Source organism: Allobaculum sp. JKK-2023, assembly GCF_034745455.1.
GTDB lineage: Bacteria > Bacillota_I > Bacilli_A > Erysipelotrichales > Erysipelotrichaceae > Allobaculum.
This window is the reverse complement of record NZ_JAYERV010000003.1, coordinates 801,769-822,675: the sequence shown is the minus strand read 5'-3', so window position 1 is coordinate 822,675 and position 20,907 is coordinate 801,769. Positions and strand designations below refer to the sequence as shown.

Below are 20,907 nucleotides of genomic sequence, written 5' to 3'. Positions count from 1 at the left end.
CTTACTCAATCAAAAATGCAACCGTTTAAGGAGGAATAAAATGGCAATTAGAGTTACTTCACCACATAAGATTTATCAAAGATTCATGAAATTCCTTGAGGAATTTGCCCACAAACAGGAGAAGATTCTTGCTTCTCAAACAGGAGCTTTCTCACGAAGTCATTATCGATCATCAAAAATAAACTTGTTCCATTTCCTGAATACATCCATTATCGGGAATGGATCAACACTCTCCGATTTATCCATGAACTATTTCGGCATGGGCAGTGTAAGACCATCTGCTTCGGCACTTGTTCAGACAAAAGCCAAGATTCCAGTCAGCGTATTTTCAGCACTGCACAAAGCCACCTTGGCACTTTATTCCATGGATAAAAAATATAAAGAACACAGGGTAATCGCTTTTGACGGAACCAATAAACCTGTTGCGCCAAATGAAGATGAACCTGACTACATCATTTATACCAAGAACAAGGAAAACATTATCCGGGCCGGTATTCACGTTAACGCAGCCTATGACGTACTTAATGACAAATTTTTAGCCATCGTCACTCAAGACCAGAGGTCCAAAGACGAACGGGCCGCTGCTATGAAAATGGTCAAGGAGATTCACGAAGCTTATCCTGGCGAGACATTTCTCTTTGTCATGGACAGAGGGTATTTCTCTTACCCATTATGTAAGCTTATTGAATCCTTAGGGCACAAATACCTCATACGTATGAAAGAACGAGAGTATAGCTGCCTGACTTATACAGAGCTTGACCATACAGAAGACCAGCAGATCAGCCGCATTCTTACCCACCACCAAAGAAAAGGGGAAAAAGAAAACCCCCAGATGAAATACCTGGTCAAAAAATCAATGAGACAGATTGATCCAGAATCTGAATTTATTGATTTTGACTGCAGGGTGGTAGCTATCGAGATTGGCGACAACGTCTGGGAAGGACTGATTACCAATCTGGATGAAGCAGAATTTCCTCCGGAGGCTCTTGGATTTATTTACCACCTAAGGTGGCGAATCGAGCAGAGTTTCTCCTGGCTTAAATATGGAATAGGAATGAAACGTATCCACTCGATAAAAGCAGAATACATCATTCAGGAGATTTATTCATCCCTTATCTTCTACAATCTGGTTTCCGAGATCAAAAAGTGTGTTCTTGAATCATCTCAATCAGATAATAAAGAAGAGAATCAGACAACTTATGAATACCAAATCAATACAACTAAGGCGATACGGGCTATCAGGAACACGTTCACCCCGAAGTGGACGAAGAATCGAACGATTCGTCAAATTACAAAAGCGGAGTTTCAGGCTCTGACCGAGGAGCTGCTAAGAGAAAAACTGCCCGTTCGGCCGGAAAGAAGCTTCAAGCGAAATCTCCATCCCAATCGTTTGATATGGTTCACCTATCGATAAGTGCATTATATGCGCATCTTATTGATACAAACCACCCATACAATTCTTAAAAACGGCTCTTATCGAAGGGTTGTTTTTAGTGCACCTATTTTGATGAATACAGCCAAATCAATCAGTATATTTTGTGCTTGGTTGGTGCATATGGATATAATCAGCAGCAAATTCTATTCCTATCATCCACTTTGTCTTTGATTTTTATACAAAGTTTGAGGTCATATTTTTCTAGCTAAATGACATTGGATAAAGCATTCCGTTTTCTGGTATCTGATCTTATCGAACAGCTGAAAGCCCATAATGACCTTTGCCGACTGGTTCAGTTTTCTGATGCCGCCTTTAGAAGGATTGAATTTATGAATCTGCCGGTTATGACATCTCACTTTCCTGCTAAAAAAGACGGTTTGAGCAGGTCTTGCTTCTGGATAGCCTGCAATGCATCTCGCATCAACGTAGTGCTCTTTGGGAAGACCATGCCGAAGACGTTCTGCTTTGGTCAGATATCCGAATGTTTCTTCTACAGGAATGGGAGCAAATTCTGTCTGCGCTCTTTCCAGCAGAGTCTTTCGCATGACCCCCATAAAAGCCGCATCTGCAAATGAAGCCGGCTTAAGAATCTTATCTGGAAGTTTGATATTCCCTTTATGGTATCCCTGGTGGCAGTGTTTGCAGAGTGTAACCAGATTTTCCGGACGGTTGCTGCCGCCATCTTTTCTTTGGTGAATGTGATGGACCTGCAGTTCCTTATCTTTGGATTCTCCTTTGCAGCACTGGCAAGTATATCCATCCCTGAACAGTACATAGTCTCTGACGTTGAGCCAGTCTTTCATTTCACCGTTCTGGTAATCTTTGCCTTCAGGAAGTTTTTGCCCTGCAAGCTGTGCTTTCAGTTTCTGTGTATCAAAAGAGGCTGTCTCGATTACGATCTTTGAAACCGGCAGGATCTTTGTAACTTTCCGGATGACATTTAAATGGCATGTAATCTTTTGTTCCACAGAAGGCGCCAGCCATCCTTTGTGTTTTGAATGCACCCGGTTGTTATATCTTGGCTTTCGATATCTTGTCTTGCGGTTTCTTCTTGTTCTTCTCGCCTCTCTTCTTGCGGTCAGTTTGTTAGATACATCGGTTCTCAACTGTGCATCTTCTGCATAGAGTTCTTTTGCGTCAGTACACGCAGACAATCCAATATGTTTAGATCCTGCATCGACGCCTAACGTGATCTGCTGAACCACATGAGTACCAGGTTCATATAAAAGCTGGATGGTAAAAGGAGTTCTCTTTACGACTTTAGCTTTCTTTGTTTTTAAGAGCCTGCGGACTTTTCCGCATCTTTTGGTCGGCATCAATGGATTGCCATCGATGTCCAGTACGTAGGTCAAAGCTTCCGGCATTACAGATGCCTCCTTTCGGTAAATAAACCAGCCCGAAGGCTGTAAGGTGTCCTTCGCCAATGTTGTAAATGCTTTTTACGCTCAAACTCACCGCCTGTTACCCCGAACAGGCTTTTAAAGCAGAGCCACAGAGCTTAAGACTAGAACGATATCTTAAAGGTGTGATGACATAAACAACGGAGTTCGTATCGTCCGAAGACAATATTCACCAAGGCTACTCACAGACAACAGCCGAAGCTGTCCTGTCAAACAATGGGGGTGTATTTCAACCCCCATGGCTTGCCATGGGGTCAGTGAGACCCTCTCACCATCCTTTCTAATTGCATATACGCGGGACTCGCAAGACTGTTTCCATTTCACAGAAATTTTTAAAACTTTTTTGTGTGGTAGAGATTCCATTGCTTTTTTGACTGGTCAACACATCGTCATGACCAAGATCTCTGGATACGCCAGGCTCTCTGAAGTTAGATCCAGAGTTCTCATGCAAAGAAAATCCAAAGATATAAGCGATAGACGATATGGAAGAAGTGGATCTGGACGGAAACAGGCAGGCAAGGCCAGTGGGCAATGGAAACGAATAGGTCCAGATGTATGGACGGACAGCAGATAAAGAAGAAGGGATGCAGATCGGCCTTTCGAAAATGATCTTTGCTGCACTTTATTCGTCCGTCTTTAACGGATAACAAAGAGCGAAAAAAGATATCGATCAGTATCCGGTCTGAATAAGACTTGTCGTTCCATGCAGAAGTTCAGAGTGGGGAAGTGGAAAGGCAGATTGGGTGGTGGAAAGGCGATAGATTGCCTTTCTGGAATTCAAAGAAATTGATTCGTCTTTGCGACAGACTATATTCACTGGAAGATCAGTTTTCTCTCTTCTAATGCCTTTTTGATACAAAACCAAATCGAATTTTAAAAAGAAAAAGCGATTGAATGAACAGAGAAAATTAGAAAAAACGTATGGCATAAACGAATAAAATATGGTTAAATTATGGGTATAAAAACCGTTTTGTTGATCTGATTCAATAATGTTTGAAATGATTTCCTTTGAAATTCCGGAAAAATTTCCTGAATTTGGGTGATGGGAAAAAGAGAGAATTGTCTAATACGTTTCTATTCTGATTCTGATGATTTGATTCGCTTTGAAGATGATAGTTGTCAAAATGATTTTGATTCAATTCGAGATAGCGAAGATAAAGTGATAAGAAAAGAGCATATTGCTAGACAATTATACGATATTGATCACACGATCCGAAAGATTCGACAAAATTTTTTCGAAATTGTAGATGAAAATTATGTAAAAAATTGGAAGAACAGGGTATACTGAAACGGTAAAATCAATTGTATATATGTTGCGTATCAGTTGATTTGTCTTTACTTGGCAAAAGCCAAGTCTCATAAGGAGGATGAGCGAATACATGGTAGGAATTATTCTTGCTAGTCATGGAGAGTTCGCGAATGGAATCAAACAGTCTTCTGAAATGATTTTTGGGCCGCAGCAGGATGTTCAGGCTGTCTGCCTATATCCAAATGAAGGACCGGATGATTTCCGTAAGAAGCTGGAGGATGCGATTGCTACACTGTCAGATCAGGAGCAGGTGATGATCCTGTGTGATTTGTGGGGTGGAACACCGTTTAACCAGTCCAGTGCATTGATGAAGGGACATGAAGATACCTGGGCAATTGTGACAGGTATGAACTTACCTATGATCATTGAAGCGTATGGACAGCGCTTCGGCACTGAGAATGCCCATGAAATAGCTACTCACGTCTGCAAGACGGCTGAAGAAGGCTGCAAAACTGTTCCAGAAAGTCTTCAGCCTGTTATGGAGGGAGCTGCTCCGGCGAAAGCTGCTGAGCCAGCTGCTCCACAGGGTGCCATTCCACCAGGAACGGTGCTTGGAGATGGACACATTAAATATGCACTTGCCAGGGTCGATTCCCGTCTGCTGCATGGTCAGGTCGCAACAGCCTGGTCAAAGACGACAAACCCGGATCGAATCATTGTTGTATCGGATGCGGTCGCTAAGGACAATCTGAGAAAATCACTGATTGAGCAGGCGGCTCCCCCCGGAATTAAAGCCAATGTTGTTCCGATTAACAAAATGATTGAGGTTGCTAAAGACCCGCGTTTTGGAGCAACGAAAGCTCTCTTGCTCTTTGAAAACCCAGAAGATGCGCTCCGTACGATTGAGGGCGGTGCTGACATTAAAGAAATCAACATGGGCTCGTTAGCTCACTCCAAGGGAAAAGTTGTTGTGAACAATGCGATTTCTCTTGGAAAAGAAGATGTTGCTGCAATTGAAAAGCTGAAATCCATGGGTATCAAGTTCGATGTCCGCAAAGTTCCTGCTGACTCGAAGGGTGACATGGATGCTCTGTTAGCCAAGGCTAAAGCAGAGCTGAAGTAACCAGGAGGATTTATGTCATTCAATTTTATTCAGATTATTTTAATCTTTATCATTGCCTTCCTGGCTGGATGTGAAGGAATTCTGGATGAGTGGCAGTTTCATCAGCCACTTATTGCCTGTACTCTGATTGGTCTGGCCGCAGGAGGTCACAACGTTGCTACATGTATTATGTTGGGTGGTCAGCTTCAGATGATCGCTCTTGGCTGGGCCAACGTTGGCGCAGCCGTTGCTCCGGATGCTGCATTAGCCGCCGTTGCTTCTGCCATTATCCTGATTCTTGGTGGTGGTACGGAGCATGAAATTGGTACTGCAATCGGTCTGGCAGTTCCTCTGGCTGTTGCTGGTTTATTCTTGACCATGCTGGTTCGTACAATGTGCGTTCCTATCGTTCACCGTGAAGATGCAGCAGCAGAAAAAGGTGACTATAAAGCGATTGAAAGATGGCAATGGATTGCAATCTGCTTACAGGGGCTGCGTATTGCCCTTCCGGCTCTTTTCTTGATGTTCATTCCTTCTCAGGCTGTTATTGACGCATTAAAGATGATGCCAGCCTGGTTAACGGATGGTATGACAATCGGCGGTGGCATGGTTGTAGCCGTTGGTTATGCAATGGTTATCAATATGATGGCTAATAAAGAAGTATGGCCATTCTTCGCTCTTGGTTTTGCGCTGGCTGCAATCAGCCAGTTAACACTGATCGCTTTAGGTGTTATCGGCGTTGCAATGGCACTGATTTATCTGACTCTTTCTGAAAAGAGTGTTGCAGCTGGTGCGAATGGCGCAGCTGTTTCTGGGGATCCTTTAGGGGATATCCTTAACGATTACTAGAGAGTAGGAGGCTGTTATCATGGCTGATGAAAAAACAAATGTCCAGAATGGAACTGCCAACAAAGTCTCTCTGGATAAGAAAACGCGTCAAAGCGTAATGTGGAGATCTGCATTCCTGCAGGGCTCCTGGAACTATGAACGAATGCAGAATGGTGGCTGGTGCTATGCAATGATTCCAGCAATCAAGAAACTGTATTCAACAAATGAAGATCGTGCAGCGGCTTTAAAACGTCACCTCGAATTCTTCAATACCCATCCATATATTGCTTCTCCAATCATTGGTGTTACCCTGGCTCTTGAAGAAGAAAGAGCAAATGGTGCTCCGGTTGATGACACCGCCATTCAGGGTGTCAAAGTCGGAATGATGGGTCCTCTGGCCGGTGTTGGTGACCCTGTCTTCTGGTTTACTGTTCGTCCAATTCTGGCTGCCATGGGTGCTTCGCTGGCAATGTCTGGAAACATCCTTGGCCCAATCCTGTTCTTCGTTCTCTGGAACGTAATCCGTATTGCCTTCTTGTGGTACACACAGGAATTCGGTTATGAAGCCGGTACTCGTATTGCCTCCGACCTGTCGGGCGGTATGATCCAGAAGGTTACAAAAGGCGCATCCATCTTAGGTATGTTCGTCCTTGGCGCCCTGATCGAACGCTGGGTTAACGTTACGTTCACTCCAGTTGTTTCGACGGTTAGTCTGTCGGAAGGTGCTTACATTGACTGGGATAAACTTCCAGCCGGAGCCGAAGGAATCAAGCAGGCTCTGTTAGATCAGGCTGCGGGCATGTCTTTAACTCCAACGAAAGTCACGACTCTTCAGGAAAACCTGAACTCCCTGATTCCAGGACTGGTTCCACTGTTGCTGACACTGTTCTGCTGCTGGCTGTTAAAGAAGAAAGTTTCGCCAATCGTTATCATCATCGCTCTGTTCGCTGTTGGTATCATTGGACACCTGATTCATTTGCTCTAATCAATTGAGTATTCGAAACAAGCGCGATTCACTTCAAAATCGAAGCGAATCGCGTTTTTTTATCGGAATGAATCTATCCTGATTTTGAATCTGGATGGAAGTAATCGATAATAAAGGTTGAAATGCAAAAAATCCAAAACAGTGCCAAGCGTGTTCCTGGATCAATGCTGTACAAAACCTTTCCATATATATAGGATAACTCCCACATTTTCAGAACTAAAAAAGCGAATATATACCCCGAGAAGATACATACTAGCAGAATATAGATAACTTTAAGTGCAGTATATTGAAGTCGTTGTGAGTAAGCTAAATTAATTAATATGCGGGATTTTACCTTAGTCATAATATGACTAAGGTAAAATAGCTAACAATTAAATAACTTATTTGTAGATTAGTTGAAAATATATTCTTTAGTTAAAGCATATTTTATGTTTTATCTATAGTCCCGAAACTCACTATCCCATTTTTATTAGTACTGCATTTCAGGGCGTTATCGTATATAAGCAAGATATATAAGCAAGGATACAAGAAGGAGGAAAATTTATGGTCCAGTCTATAAACCACAAAGCGGACTTTGTTACGAAAGCCACATCCTTTCAGGGATTTGATGAATATGGCCAGATCATGGTTGGAGATCAGGGATTGGAATTTTACTCCGATCGTAATGTGAATAAGTATGTCCGCATTCCCTGGAGTGAAGTCGATGTCGTTCTGGCTTCTGTTCTGTTTAAAGGAAAATGGATTCCAAGGATCGGAATCCGCACGAAAAAAGATGGAACATTCATGTTCGCTGCCCGCGAACCGAAGAAACTGCTCCATCATATCAACCAATACATTCCAGCGGACCGCATGTACCGTTCCTGGACATTCTTTGAAGTCGTCAAAAAGAATATCCAGCGGCGTAAGGAAAAAAGAAAAGCAAAGCGAAAATAGTGATCATTATTTTGTCTTGAGATCATAATTTCATATCATTTTAGAGGCTGGTTTTCAGATTTCCAGGACTAATAAGGTTGTAAGTAAAAACGGAATCACCCATAAGTGTTACGCGTCGAATTGATTTGACATAATACGTTAATTTTTATTGCAGTTATTTGCTCCAGAAATCTTTCTAAACATCTTGATTTCAATAAATCGATATGAATTATCGCGTCACTTTCTTTTTCAAAAATATGACCCTTGGCTTTTTGATAAAATTAGTTATTGATAATTAAAAATGAGATCCGATGCATTTCTTGCATCAGATCTCGTTTAACTATTCAGAAAGGCAATTCTGTATTTGCCCATTCTTTCGCTTTTTCGAAACTATAGTATTCGTACTGGGCTACAGGGTCTACCGTGTCCCAGATCCGATAAGGCCCAAAGATAAACTCTTCAATTTCAAGACTTTTCATCTCCTGATTTTTACTGCTTCCGTACGCACCAGTTCGGGCCTGTACAAAAACTGTACGGTGATCAGGATCATAGCCTGTAATTGTATAGCGCGGCTCTTCAATGCCATCTGACCTTACAACGACTGCGTGGCAATGCTCCGATGAAAGGTACTTTCGGATGAGATATTCATAGGCCGGAATTTCTTCGTTGCGTGTCTGTACTGCCTGCGCAGCTTCTTCATAGCTTGATCCTTCTTTCTTCAGGTAGTGAAAGAGATCATAAGGATTAAATGTTGAATACATCATCTTCATCTCCAGTTCATTTTAAATGTCAAGTTCACAGTCTTCACGGGCAATGGTTACAATATCAGCTGTGATCTGCCGCTTTTTCTGTGCAGCTGCTTCAATCATGCTTTTGGAAAGAAGCGAATCCATAACCCTTACTGAACCCTGCGAAAAGCGCCAGGCTGCTTCAATGGCATCTTCAGAAAATACCGGTTCTTCGCAGCCCGATTCCTTCAGACACCACTCAACATACTGTCCTGCTTCTTTTCGACTCAGGCCATTTGCGTGATAATTCACGATGATTCGCTGTCTGAGAGATTCGTTGATGCTCTGTTTTAAAATTCGATTCAGTCCGGGAAGACCCGAGAGAATCAGAATGCAGCAGTCACGAGAATCCATTTCAAAGTTCAGAAGCATAACCAGATCCCGCAGAATGGCATTGGATAAATATTGTGCTTCATCAATGATAATCACCGGCGTACATTTCTTTTCCTCGCACTGATAGCGGATTTCATCTTGGATTTGCCGAAACAGGTCAACCTTTTTATATTGCGGCTCAAGACCAAGCTCACTTGAAAGCATCCGAAAGAACTCCGCAACAGTGACAGTTGTCATCTGCAGGTAAATCACTTTAAACGAAGCTGGATTAAGGTTGTTGGTAAATTCACGGATCGCAGCAGTCTTGCCAGTTCCGGGTTTGCCAGTAATCAGACCAATTCCGCGAACCTTTTTTAAATGTTCCAGTCGACCTTCAAGCTGCTGAATATCTTCTGTTTTGTAAAGATGCCGGTAGCGTGAAGATTTCTGAAAGGGCAGCTGCCGCAGGCCAAAGAATAATGTCGGTTCCATTACTGTGTCTCCTTATGCGGGTAAACAATATGGCGTTTGCGATGGGTATAAGCATTTTCATGCTTATCTACCTTTTTTACAGAAATCTGCTTGTTTGAGATCGGATCCAGGATCCATGCCCGATCATCATTAAGAGGGTCGATAAAAATTTCGATTTTCTGCTTCATGAATTCTGAAGGAACTTCGTAAAGGACATTCTGAACCGAAACAGTCGAGTTTGTTTTGACTTTTCGCTCATACCTGCAGACAAAGATAGAATCCAGTTTTTCCAGAGGAATTTTATGGATGTATTCCTGATCCATAAGGAATCTTTCTCTTGGTGTCAGACAGGTACCATCCTCTTTGGCTAGAGAAGAGTGAGGTTTATTGATATACTCAGGGTAGAGATAGTGACTGAACGAGCTTTTTACTTCTGCCAGGTCGTTGAAACTTGTCCAGTCAATCTGATTGAGCCATCCTTCCTTCAGGGTTCGGTTCAATCTTTCTACCTTCCCCTTCTGGGCCCCATCCCGCACAGCACAATAACGCAAAACGATTCCTGCTTGTGCGCAGGCTAAGGCCAGATGGTGGTTTTCATAGGTTCCGCCGTGATCAAGAAGCAGCTTTTCCGGTCTTCCATTCCGAGCGATTGCGTCCTTAAGCACTTCAAGAAAATTCGCGGCATTATCGTGGGTATAGATACCGTACCCAACAACCATCCGGCTGGCATCGTCCACAATGAGCATCAGACAGACTTTTTCACCATTTAAATTCTGCAAGAAAGTGGTGTCTGCCTGCCAGCACTCGTTGGCATGCCGGAACTCAAAAGCCTTCCTGTCCTTATTCTGATGAATGGCAGGGAGCTTTTTTTCTGGTCTGGCCGTTCTGACAAAGCGATCAATTGTTGACTGAGAAAGCGAATCATCAATAATACCCTCGTCTTTCAGCCTTTCTCTCAGCTTCACGTTGGAAATTCTTGGAAACTGATCAAGGATCTGACAGATTCGGCTTTGAACCTGGGGAGTAAGGGCGCGAAACACCCCCTGGTCTTTTCTGCTGCGCGAAATAAGACCATCCAGTCCCGAAGATTCAAAGCAGTGGCACCACCAGAGAAGGGTGCGTGGACTGTAAAACTTTGATACCCCAGTGACAGGGTTCATCAATGGCGATGAAGCGATTTTTTTGGCTAAGGCATGTCTGGATTCATCCTCTTTTTTCCGATGAAGGATAGGGGAAATGACGCCAACTTTCCAGATTGCGATCTTTTCTTTGTTTTCCTGATTCAAGATTTCACCTCCAATAAGATCAATCCCAACATACCATCAAATCGGCCGCTTCTACTATGTCCAAATGATTTGAGTGTGGTCATATGCATAAATTCCATACCCCATAACAGATGAACGACCAGTGGCTTGATATTGGAAAGTGACGCGTAAAAAAAGATTCACTGTGGATGTGAAGAAAATCAACAAGAAAGTCTATGAGCCTCTTAGAAGACTGGGCAAGCTTGCAGGCTGTCCGGCCTCTGGACAACTGATTTTGATGGGCAAGTCTGGTCTGCATAATTCTCCAGTCCTCGGCCGAGTAACGATTAATCAGGCTGCGAATGGTGGATCGGGGTAAATGGAAGTGCGTGGCAGTCGTCTGAAACTGCTCTTTCCCCGGGCCATAAAAATAGCCAAGAACACATACCAGAAAACTATATGTAAAGACACAGAAAGGACATATCCAGAGCGGTAAAAATGCATGATATGGATGTTCACATGTTTTACATTCGCAACGAAAGACGGTCACAGTCAGATGAAATGGTTTTGAATTTTTACTGGTATATAGATAGCGTTGGTAATGGGAATGAACCTTCATTTTGCCAACAGTTCCGCAACAGGGACACTTAGAACGTATCCTTAGAGCATTTTTTAGATCCCGGTCATAACGGTTTTGAAAGTTGGATGAGTATGAACTTGGATCAATGCTTGGGAGTTTTCCGACAATACACATGATAATCACCTTAGAATAATTTTAATCCAACTGTTAACGTTCTAAAATGTAAATTTAATATGATGCAAAAAAGCACAATCCATTTCATACCTGCCTAGGCAGGTATGAAATGGATTGTGCTTGAAATCCCGAAATCTATGTAATACAAGATGCCTCGTAACAATAAGTAACGCATCAATAGATATCTAATCTACCGTGGTTAGATCAGTCATAACGGGACTAAGCTAACTTTTTGGCAATTAAATAACTTACACTAGAAACGAAAATGATATTTCAGCTAGAGATTAAGCGTTTTTCTATTGGTTTAGATAGTCTAGAATCACGAATTTTGAGCACCATTAGTCCTCTCTTTGCAGAAGTTAATGTTTAGAATGATGAGCTTTAAACATTAAACAGGGTGAAAAGCATCCAAATACGCTGGTTCTTACGCAAATGTAGTTTTTAACACTGGTGATCAGTAGGGATTGTCCGCAATGACAGTCCCTTTTTTGATCATTTAAATAAATTAATTATCTTTATTAGTTTTGCTAAGCATCTATAATCAATAACTTTATTGCTCATTATTGTTTATTTCATTATCATAGAACTTCATGCTCTTTAAGCGATAACTCCCACATTTTCAGAACTAAAAAAGCGAATATATACCCCGAGAAGATACATACTAGCAGAATATAGATAACTTTAAGTGCAGTATATTGAAGTCGTTGTGAGTAAGCTAAATTAATTAATATGCGGGATTTTACCTTAGTCATAATATGACTAAGGTAAAATAGCTAACAATTAAATAACTTATTTGTAGATTAGTTAAAAATATATTCTTTAGTTAAAGCATATTTTATGTTTTATCTATAGTCCCGAAACTCACTATCCCATTTTTATTAGTACTGCATTTCAGGGCGTTATCGTTTAAGGGGTTTCTGAAAGGACTGTGATGACAATGAACAAACTGAGTTTTATCCGTATTCACGAAGAGAATAAGCCTGTTCACGATATTGAGTCCTCTCTCTTTGGTGAAGATTTGATTAAAGACGCTGACCGACAGGATTATCGGGACAAGTATGGCTGCCTCCACTTTTTTCGTATTCATGCTCCAGAAACCGGGAAAATCAGTGGACCAAACGGTGAAAAATGTATTTCCACAAATGGATATCAGGAACGCATCTGTCAGATCATGCCTGTTGGAGGCCAGACTGCTTATGTTCATATTCGCCAGGAACGCCTTGTCTACTTCAATAAGCATGGTAAGAAAGTTACTTTTGTGCTTCCTGTCAAGGGATACCGCTTTAATCAGCGGAAAAGTGACGAACTTACTGTTTTTCTGCTGTCTATTTCACTCTTCTGCTCGGCAAATGTGGCAGCACACGTGTGCCAGTCCATGGGCATTGATGTCTGCCATGATACCATCACCAGAATCTACAAAAACATTACAATCGTAGATAACCCTGATATCAAGGCCATTGGTGTCGATGACGTCAGTTCCAGAAAAGGGCGAACCTACCACACAGCTATTTACGATCTGAAAACGCACCGGGTTATTGCGCTGCTTGATGGAAGAGATGGCCAGGCACTTAAGGAGTGGCTGAAAAAACACCAGAAGGTTAAGATTGTAACCCGTGATCGTGCTTCCGCTTTTGCTTCAGCGATTTCTGAGATCTTGCCAGACTGTACTCAGATAGCAGACCGTTTCCACTTATTCCAGAATCTTGTAGGCCGTATTAAGGATATTTTGAAGTGTGAAATTCCATCTACACTCTATGTAAAGGATGGAGAGATTACTTCAGTAAAACCTGAGACAGAGAAAGCCGCGCCTGCTGTTCCAGAAAAAGTGGAATATGACAATACACCCGTTGCCGAAACAAACTGCCAGATCATCAAAGACAAAGCCAAAAGTGACGATTTTTACGCAGAACAGTATGAAAGACAGGCAAAAGTCTGTTCTGATAAGTACGCAATGATCTGTTCTTTGCGAAAAGAATGGGCTGAGACCGTGAAGCCTAAGTTCAAGGATTTTCAGGAGAAATATGACATCTCCTATCCTACTTTAAAAAAATACCTGAAGATGACGGAAGAGGAAGTTGAAGGAATAAAAGAGGTTAGAAAGCGACCAAAGTATAAGACAGACATGGATAACTATATCAATATAATTTATAAAATGGTTATTGATGGCCATAAACCCGCTGTCATCTATTCATACCTGCAATCTAAAAGATGCAAGGCCTGTTATGGTACGGTCTTGCATTATATTCATCAGATGAAGAATACTCATCTCAAAGACGAACTCATAAAGCCTTTTGACTATGACAGGGGCACTGAAGCGGTTCAGATCAAACGCTACGACATCGTGAAATACATGGTAACCAGCGATCGGGACAAGATGAAGGAGACTGAAGTTGCGAAAGTGTACGAAAAGATTCTGGATAAGTATCCTGCAGTGAGATTCTGCGATCAGCTCTGGAAGGATTTCCATGAGACATTGATGGGAGACAATCCAGATAAACTTGACTGGTTCTGTACCAAATATGAGGAGAGTAGAATCCAAGGCTTTATAAACGGCATAAAAAAAGATATTGCGCCGGTCAAGAACGCAATATCCTATGAGCATAGCAGCGGGTTCGTTGAAGGCGGCAACTGCCGCTATAAGCTTGTCAAACGCACCATGTTTGGCAGAGCCAACATTGAACACCTGTTCCATAAGTTTTATGCCCAATCTAGTATAACGTGTGGTGGATTAAATGCCAGAACTTTGTTAGCAGACTGGATTGAAAAATCACGTTGGGAAGACAAAACGGTCATTTAAACAATGATCATGAATGAGAAACAGTCAGAATGAGAGGCTTCTACTGATCACTAGTGTTAAAAACTACATTTGCGTAAGATCCAATACGCTTTTCACCCTGTTTTTACTTTTGTGTCTTTACTAGCAGATAGATCTGCTGATCGTTTTTTGAAAAAGGTAATGTCGAATATGGAGGCAAATCAAACTGGACCAGAATTTTATTGAATTTGACTTTAGTGATTGTTCCTTTCCCCAAAGATTCATGGCGAACACGGTCACCGTTTTGCAAGCGCAGACCGTGACCAAGCCTGACTTCTCGAATAACTTCTTTTATAGGCACTTCTTTTTTGAAAGAATCTTTGGATGTTGATATCGTCTGAGAGACTTCAGGGAATGAAGAAAGTGATTCCTGTTTTCCAGTTATTGTCTGTGGCAAGACGGGCGAATTGACCGGTAAACTTGATTGAGACTGTGGCATATCCGAGATCACCGCCCTATGATCGGAATCTTGTCTGCTGTTTGGCTGATCGGCGCTGGAATTCCTGAGAGTGCTTCTACCGGAAGCTGAAGAAGAATCGTCTTGTGTCTGCTGCTCTAAAATTCCTGGTGATTGGATTTCTTCCTTTTGACTAATTTGTTCGGTGGAAGAGTAAAAAGTCTGCACTGGGGTCTCTAATAGTTTTGCTTCCATATCTTGGCTGACCTGCCTGATAGAGGATTGAAGAGTCTGGGACAGATTTTCCAGAAGTGACTTTGTCAGTTGCTCAGCTATTTCATTAAGCTTGTCTTTCATTGCCTGCTCAATTATCACCTTCAATTGTGATTCTAGGACGCTACTGTCTGGAGTCTGAGTAGGCAGATCTGGTTTACGAAGGAGTCTACGTTGAGAATAGTCTTGATGCACCAGGGATCTGGACCTTTTACCATTTTGGATAAGTGAAGGGGAGTACACTGATTCATCATTTTTTCTAACTCTTCGGCTGACGTTGTTTTCATAGTTGCAATGCGTAGTGGAGGAGGGGCGACGGTGCAAGGATAAACGACGCTTGTTTGAGTGAAGCTTTAATGGACCAGGAGAAACAGTTTCTTTCTGCTGCAGAGCCTCTAGTGAACCTTCAAAGGCTTCTTGTTCTGTTTCCGGATCAGTCATCTTCACAATATTATTTTCGTCTGCTTTTTCCTGAGAATCAGTAGTACCTGTGGTCAAGTCACCTTGAATCTCGAGTGCTTTCATCGAAGGGTTTACATTTACCTCTTGATTCAGGTTTGTTATCTGAATTGATGGATCTGCGATCATTAATTCAGGCTCATTCTCTGGAGTGATGAATGAAGAATGAGGTGGGAGGTGACCGGTGGTAGAAACTCCAGAATCCGAAATGAGATGAATGGGTTCTGAAGCTGAAATTGAATCCGATGAAGTTGTATTACTGGCCGACTCTGGAATATGAGCAGAATCTTTTTCGTCAATAATTAGGCCTTGAATAGATAGGGAGGCCATACTTGAATCAACGTCTTCTTTTGATTTTCCTTCTTTCTTTTTGGAAACTTGGGGAGAAAGCTTTTTTTTCAAGTCTAAAGAAGTTTTTAGTTCTGTGTCAGCCTTCTCTAATGGTTTAGACTTGTTGTTTTTGAGATTTTCCAGAACCAGATCAAATTGTACAGAAATTTGATTATCAAGGAATTGTGGAGTCATTTCTAGAAGATGATTGGCAGTTTCTATTAAGAGATCTGAATCTAGATTTCCCGTTTTTAGTTCGGCTGTTTCCAAGTCTGTCGGGATAGACTCCATGCTTTTCGAGTGTGTAAAATCTGAAACGGAACAGACAGGAAATTTGGGAGTATTGCCGACAAAGCCAGAGGTAGATTGCTGAAGAGCAGGTTGAGCATTGGCAGCAGTAATGGGTTGATTAAAGGCAATCAGGTGCTGAAGAGCTCGGGTAAAGGCTACATATTTTTCGTTGCGGGTCATTCCATCTGTAATAGCGAGAACATAATTGAATTCCAGACCTTTAGCATCGCGAATATGATAGATCGGAAAGTTTTCCAGGCTGCCTGCTTTGATAGACGAATTCTTCTGGAAAAATACATCAATCTGTTCTTTGACAGAAGGACTTTTATAAATGATGGCGCAACTGACCTGAGAGTTGGTAATTAACAAATCAGCGAAGCTTTTTAAAGCGTCATTCAGTCTTGTAAAGTGATCGTTGACAGGATCAAACGAGTCTCCAACCGCTGTCATATTCATGCCAAAGGAGTGGTTACAGTAATCAGTAATATTGGATGGGTTTCGGTAGTTTTGATTGATAGTAATCGTTTCTAGGGCAAGAACATTGTTCAATTCTTTCCAGCTCGAAAGACCTCGATACGGATAGATGTTCTGATTCTCATCTCCATATAAATTGAAAATAGAGTCGGCACCATGGATTTTTTGAAGCATTCGATATTCGGAAAGAGATAGATCTTGCGCTTCATCAATATTTAACATGGAGTCTCCATGAGCAGCCATTGACTCTTCATCATTGGGACGATCATAGGCAAAGGTGGCTACCATCAGGTTGAGATAAAGTTCGAACCGATAATGTATAGTTGTGGGTGATAATTCTTCCCCGACTTCTTTTGGAAGACGGTTCTGAATCAGATTCTGGTGGAGTGTTTGCCAGCTCCATGCCTCACGAAGTGCTTCGATTTCATTTTGCAGTTTTGAAAGATTAATCAGCTGGCCATTTGGTAGTGAGCCAAGTTCCTTATATTCTTCCACAGTCTGAAGCAGAGAAGATTTTCTTTCCATCAGTTTTCTCATCTGTTCCAGATAATCCATTGTTCGAGAGAGAGGGAAAAGCTGGGAAAGAGGTGTGAAAAGAAGCTTATCCTCTAGAATTGCAATCTTACTAAGCGAAGCAAGGTTTTCTTTTTTCTGGATCTCCAGAATATCCACTTCCAGACCGTTAAGCTGTTCAACAATCTGGTGACGGTCTTCGTTAGATAGTTTGGACAGGATAAAGTCTGTTTGTATGAGTACTTCAAGACGGTTGATCAACAGTTCTCTCCATTTTAGACTCTGTTGGATTATGGACCATAGTTCTTTCCATCCAGTTGTCTTCTTCTTACTTTCTGAGGAGTCATCTGATGAGATGTGATCGTATGAATCTGTCAGATTTTCGGAGCTGGCATTTGAAAAAAGACCAAGAAGTTGAGTCTGATTACTCAGTTGAAAAAGCAGGCTTGCATCTTTATATATGTCTTTATTTTTAAGAATTTCAATATCAGCTTGCAATAATGCAATGGACCTTTCCAGCTCTGAATTTTCCGTATCGCTGAGGAGATTGTCAGCCTTATTCAAGTAGTTGAGCAGACGGTTAGAGTTACCTCGCAGATGTTTTAACAGTCCTTGCTTTTCAACTCGCAGAAGATTTGTCAGCGGAGAGTGATTTCCATATAGCAGTGAGTTGCGTGCGATGAGAATGGCATTGAGAAGTACTGATTCCAGCTTGGCTGTACTTTCACTGAGTTTATGTAGCTGTTGGCTCTGGTCGGAGAACTTTTTTAACAGCTTTTCCCTTCGAAGGGCATCCCCAGAACGCTGTATTTCGTTGAAAGATGATTCCAGCATTTCGATAGCAGAAATTCCAAATTCATATTCAGCTTCGGGAATGATTTGAAAGGGGTAAGGATATTCACTTTGCAGAGCCGTCCACAAAGAAAAGACCATTTCTTCGGTTTCATCGTAGAAATCCTGGGAATAAACAGTACGTAAAAACTGGCTGTCAAATCTGGCTTCATCGTCACCTTTGTAGGTAACAGGCGATTTGATCCCAGCGTTGTTGAGGCGAATGGCGAGCAAATACGAATAATAGTCTTCCAGAGAGAATGTCTGGATCCGTGCAGGATCCAGCCCCAGACTGTTCTCTACAGACTGAATATACTCATTAAAATTCTGATTTGGCGTGAGAATGACGATAGCCCCTTTATTTTTCAGCTTATTATTCCCCTGCAAATAAGCGAGGCGATGCATCAGAATCTGCGTTTTTCCGGACCCGGCACAGCCCTGAACAACAAAATTTGCCGAAGGACGTACTCGAATAATCGCATTTTGTTCAGATTGAATCGTGGAAACAATATCTGTTAGCTTGGCGTTTCTAGTTCTGGTTTTATTCAGAACTTTAATGATATAAGGGTCAAGCTGGCCATCCTGATACTTTGATTTTCCATTTTCAAAAGTGGTGTAGAACTCATAGAGTTCTCCGTTCTCAATGTTAAATTTTCTGATAAGCTGAGGAACAACTCTGTCATTTCCCTCTATGATTTCTTCAAAGTTATTACCCTTAGATAATCGAAAAAGTAGAAGCACAACTTTGGATTTTAAACTAGTTTAGCTATACACATCAATGACTGTTACAGATGAGTATAGCCGCGCATTCTACTTCGTTCCTTATCAAGGTTTAGATGAGTTGGAATTTCTATATCTAAAATTTTATAAAATTGTTTTACGTGCTTGTTAGGAACTTCGATCACAACTTTTTTATTAGGTCCTAGGCAGCACATCAACGATTGGGTTTTCCCAAATAATCGTGATGTAGATACGCCGGTATTTTCCATTTGTTTTCGAACGAGCAACAGAATGATTGTATCGATAATATCGTGCAGGATTTTCCCTCTGACTGTTGTATCGCTCCATTTTGAAAGAGGAAGCAGTTCCAAATATTCTTTACTGGTTTTGAAAACTGTCTCTATCTCAGTGCGGCAGAAATACCGATAAAGCAAATCTTCAGGAGAAGTATCGATGTTGGATAGAAGAACAAAATATCCGAATTTGACAGTCATCCAGTCCTTGTCTTTATCCTTCATCTTTTGAAACTCATCTTTGTGGTCTTCAAGATAATCAATAAAGTGGTAAAGCGCATTGTTCTGATCTACATAAACGTAGGCGTATTCGTCATATTTTCCGTATAGTTTGATTTTCTTCTTTCTTCCGAAATAGGTGTGATCCTTACGAACAAACTGGTATTTCCCTTTATTTATCTGGTCTTTGAACTGCCAGTAGAGTTCTTTGAACGGGTACCCCCGTCTGGCTGGCATCCGGCTGATGACGGATTTTGAACTTCCAATATGGAAAGCGGCTATCAGCGGCTCACATACATAGCCAGCATCAAGAACCAGCGATTCAATTTCAATATCCAAAGTCGAAGCGACATCATTGACAATGTTCATCACCGTGCTTAAATCCAGCACATTGCCAGGAATGATGTCATACCAAACTGGCAGGCCAGTCGCATCGTCTAAAACCAAGACCAGGCGGATTTGAATTTCAGATGACGAAAGTCCATGGCAGCATAGTGCATTAAAAGGGTTGTTGGTAATCTGGTTTGGAAGAGGAGTAGAGTCTACGTAGCATCCCTGGCCAAATTTTGGATTTTGTTTCTTCATCAGCTTTATAAACTCTTTGAAGAATGCCACCCGGGTTTTATCGCTTCCCAGCAAAGAGAAAAAAGCTGTATCGGAGTGTAGGGATTGAATTGGCAAGTCTTCAAATAAATAAGATGCATAAGATTTTTCAAGAAAATCATCACAGCCAATTTTTGATCCATCTCTGAGAACTCCATGAAGAATATGAGCAAGAACCCTTTCCAGTTCTTCTTTTTTTGGAAAAACCGTTTTGAAAACCTCCAGCAGGCCACGTTTTTCTAAAAATTGTAGAAGTAGATATGAGTCACCAAAAACCGTATGAATTTGCGGCTCTGGGAAAACCAGCTTACATTGGTTCTCTTTTTCTTCTTCTGAAACAGGAGAAAAAGTATCCGTAGTCACGTTATAGTGAACTAAACCACGTGTTGGAGAAAGAAAAACCCCGGATTTCTTATCCTCAGCAAGTGAAATCACCTTGCCAAGACGTTCTAAAACCTGTTGAGCAGAATGGTTTTTCCTCTCTGGCGCATAAATAGACTTAACAATGGCCGCGGACCCAGAGACTATGTTATTTTCAGCATCACGAACGATTTTCTGAACCTTGATATAAGCCATAAGTAGAAGCACACTCCTCTATGCTTCAAAGTAGAAGCACATTTAGTATAGTTCTACCGAGGAAGATATGAAATTTAATTGATGCTTAAAGGGTTTGTTGGAAAAATAGACAGTGTGCTTCTACTTTCCTGATTATCTAAGGATTACTTTCTAAAGTGTAGAAATATTGAGCTTTTTTTTCATACCACTCGTAAACTTTTACATCTTCTGAAGGGAGCAGCGTGCTACTGAAATTCTTGTATCCGTTTTTCCCGATATATACGCTCGATTGGTTAGAGTGTTTAGTTTCTGGGTTGACTTGATCGTAAACTAGACGGGCAAAATAGGGGATTTTTTTAAGCTCAGAAAGTTCGATGCGTTTGTCTTTCTTCTTTTTGAGCTGTGCATTATTGAATCGATAACTATCTGCATCATCGTAACCGAATGTATCATGGATATCACATTGAGCTTCGAGCTCTTTAATTCTTTCTTCATTTTTTGAATAGGTCTGCTGAATATCTTTTTTCAGCAGCCTGAAATGATCCCATTCTGCCGCTTCGCTTAGTTGAGGCTTCTGGGTGCTTTCTGAATCACTCATAAAATGGTAATCCTTTCCTTTATATAATTAGCTGAATATTAATAGTTGACTGCTCA

Annotated in this window: 14 protein-coding genes; 7 read left to right on the top strand and 7 right to left on the bottom strand. The window is 41.5% G+C overall.

Annotation, left to right across the window (positions count from 1 at the left end; all coding sequences use genetic code 11):
• The first annotated feature begins 40 nt into the window (after positions 1–40).
• Entirely contained in the window at positions 41–1,414 is a 1,374-nt protein-coding gene (locus U4956_RS03340; RefSeq protein WP_323089027.1) for an IS4 family transposase, read from the top strand.
• Between the two features lie 212 nt (positions 1,415–1,626).
• Here U4956_RS03340 and iscB read toward each other — a convergent pair whose 3' ends face one another.
• A complete protein-coding gene (gene iscB, locus U4956_RS03335) occupies positions 1,627–2,799 on the bottom strand; it encodes an RNA-guided endonuclease IscB (protein ID WP_323089026.1) in 1,173 nt (390 codons plus the stop codon).
• Between the two features lie 1,415 nt (positions 2,800–4,214).
• Between iscB and U4956_RS03330 the strand changes: the two genes are divergently transcribed.
• From U4956_RS03330 to U4956_RS03315, 4 genes are all read left to right on the top strand, one after another.
• Positions 4,215–5,207 (top strand): PTS sugar transporter subunit IIB, encoded by a 993-nt coding sequence (locus U4956_RS03330; RefSeq protein WP_323089025.1) that lies wholly within the window; start codon positions 4,215–4,217, stop codon positions 5,205–5,207.
• A 12-nt stretch (positions 5,208–5,219) separates the two neighbouring features.
• Entirely contained in the window at positions 5,220–6,035 is an 816-nt protein-coding gene (locus tag U4956_RS03325; protein ID WP_323089024.1) for a PTS mannose/fructose/sorbose transporter subunit IIC, read from the top strand.
• Positions 6,036–6,054: 19 nt separating this feature from the next.
• Positions 6,055–6,999: a PTS system mannose/fructose/sorbose family transporter subunit IID gene (locus tag U4956_RS03320; protein ID WP_323089023.1), complete on the top strand. Its 945-nt coding sequence runs from the start codon at positions 6,055–6,057 to the stop codon at positions 6,997–6,999.
• 543 nt (positions 7,000–7,542) lie between these two features.
• Positions 7,543–7,932, top strand: a complete 390-nt coding sequence (locus U4956_RS03315) for a DUF956 family protein (protein ID WP_323089021.1) — start codon at positions 7,543–7,545, stop codon at positions 7,930–7,932.
• Positions 7,933–8,255: 323 nt separating this feature from the next.
• On the opposite strand, the gene U4956_RS03310 is transcribed toward U4956_RS03315, so the two are convergent.
• From U4956_RS03310 to U4956_RS03300, 3 genes are read right to left on the bottom strand one after another with little or no spacing between them, the layout of a single operon-like run.
• Positions 8,256–8,675 carry a hypothetical protein gene (locus U4956_RS03310; RefSeq protein WP_323089020.1) on the bottom strand — a complete coding sequence of 140 codons (420 nt, stop codon included), beginning with the start codon at positions 8,673–8,675 and terminating at the stop codon, positions 8,256–8,258.
• Positions 8,676–8,693: 18 nt separating this feature from the next.
• Positions 8,694–9,503 (bottom strand): ExeA family protein, encoded by an 810-nt coding sequence (locus U4956_RS03305; protein WP_323089019.1) that lies wholly within the window; start codon positions 9,501–9,503, stop codon positions 8,694–8,696.
• On the bottom strand, positions 9,503–10,768 hold the full coding sequence (locus tag U4956_RS03300; protein WP_323089018.1) for a DDE-type integrase/transposase/recombinase: 1,266 nt from the start codon (positions 10,766–10,768) through the stop codon (positions 9,503–9,505). The genes U4956_RS03305 and U4956_RS03300 overlap by 1 nt, the downstream gene beginning before the upstream one ends.
• 163 nt (positions 10,769–10,931) lie before the next feature.
• Between U4956_RS03300 and U4956_RS03295 the strand changes: the two genes are divergently transcribed.
• Entirely contained in the window at positions 10,932–11,105 is a 174-nt protein-coding gene (locus U4956_RS03295) for a hypothetical protein (RefSeq protein ID WP_323089017.1), read from the top strand.
• Between the two features lie 1,306 nt (positions 11,106–12,411).
• Positions 12,412–14,277: an ISL3 family transposase gene (locus U4956_RS03290; protein ID WP_323089015.1), complete on the top strand. Its 1,866-nt coding sequence runs from the start codon at positions 12,412–12,414 to the stop codon at positions 14,275–14,277.
• Between the two features lie 103 nt (positions 14,278–14,380).
• Here the strand turns inward: U4956_RS03290 and U4956_RS03285 are convergent, their stop codons facing one another.
• The 3 genes from U4956_RS03285 to U4956_RS03275 all read right to left on the bottom strand — a co-directional run bounded on the left by U4956_RS03285 (position 14,381) and on the right by U4956_RS03275 (position 20,851).
• On the bottom strand, positions 14,381–18,604 hold the full coding sequence (locus U4956_RS03285) for a UvrD-helicase domain-containing protein (protein WP_323089013.1): 4,224 nt from the start codon (positions 18,602–18,604) through the stop codon (positions 14,381–14,383).
• Between the two features lie 44 nt (positions 18,605–18,648).
• Positions 18,649–20,274: a transposase gene (locus U4956_RS03280; protein ID WP_323088133.1), complete on the bottom strand. Its 1,626-nt coding sequence runs from the start codon at positions 20,272–20,274 to the stop codon at positions 18,649–18,651.
• A gap of 136 nt (positions 20,275–20,410) precedes the next feature.
• A complete protein-coding gene (locus U4956_RS03275) occupies positions 20,411–20,851 on the bottom strand; it encodes a hypothetical protein (RefSeq protein WP_323089012.1) in 441 nt (146 codons plus the stop codon).
• Positions 20,852–20,907 lie beyond the last annotated feature (56 nt).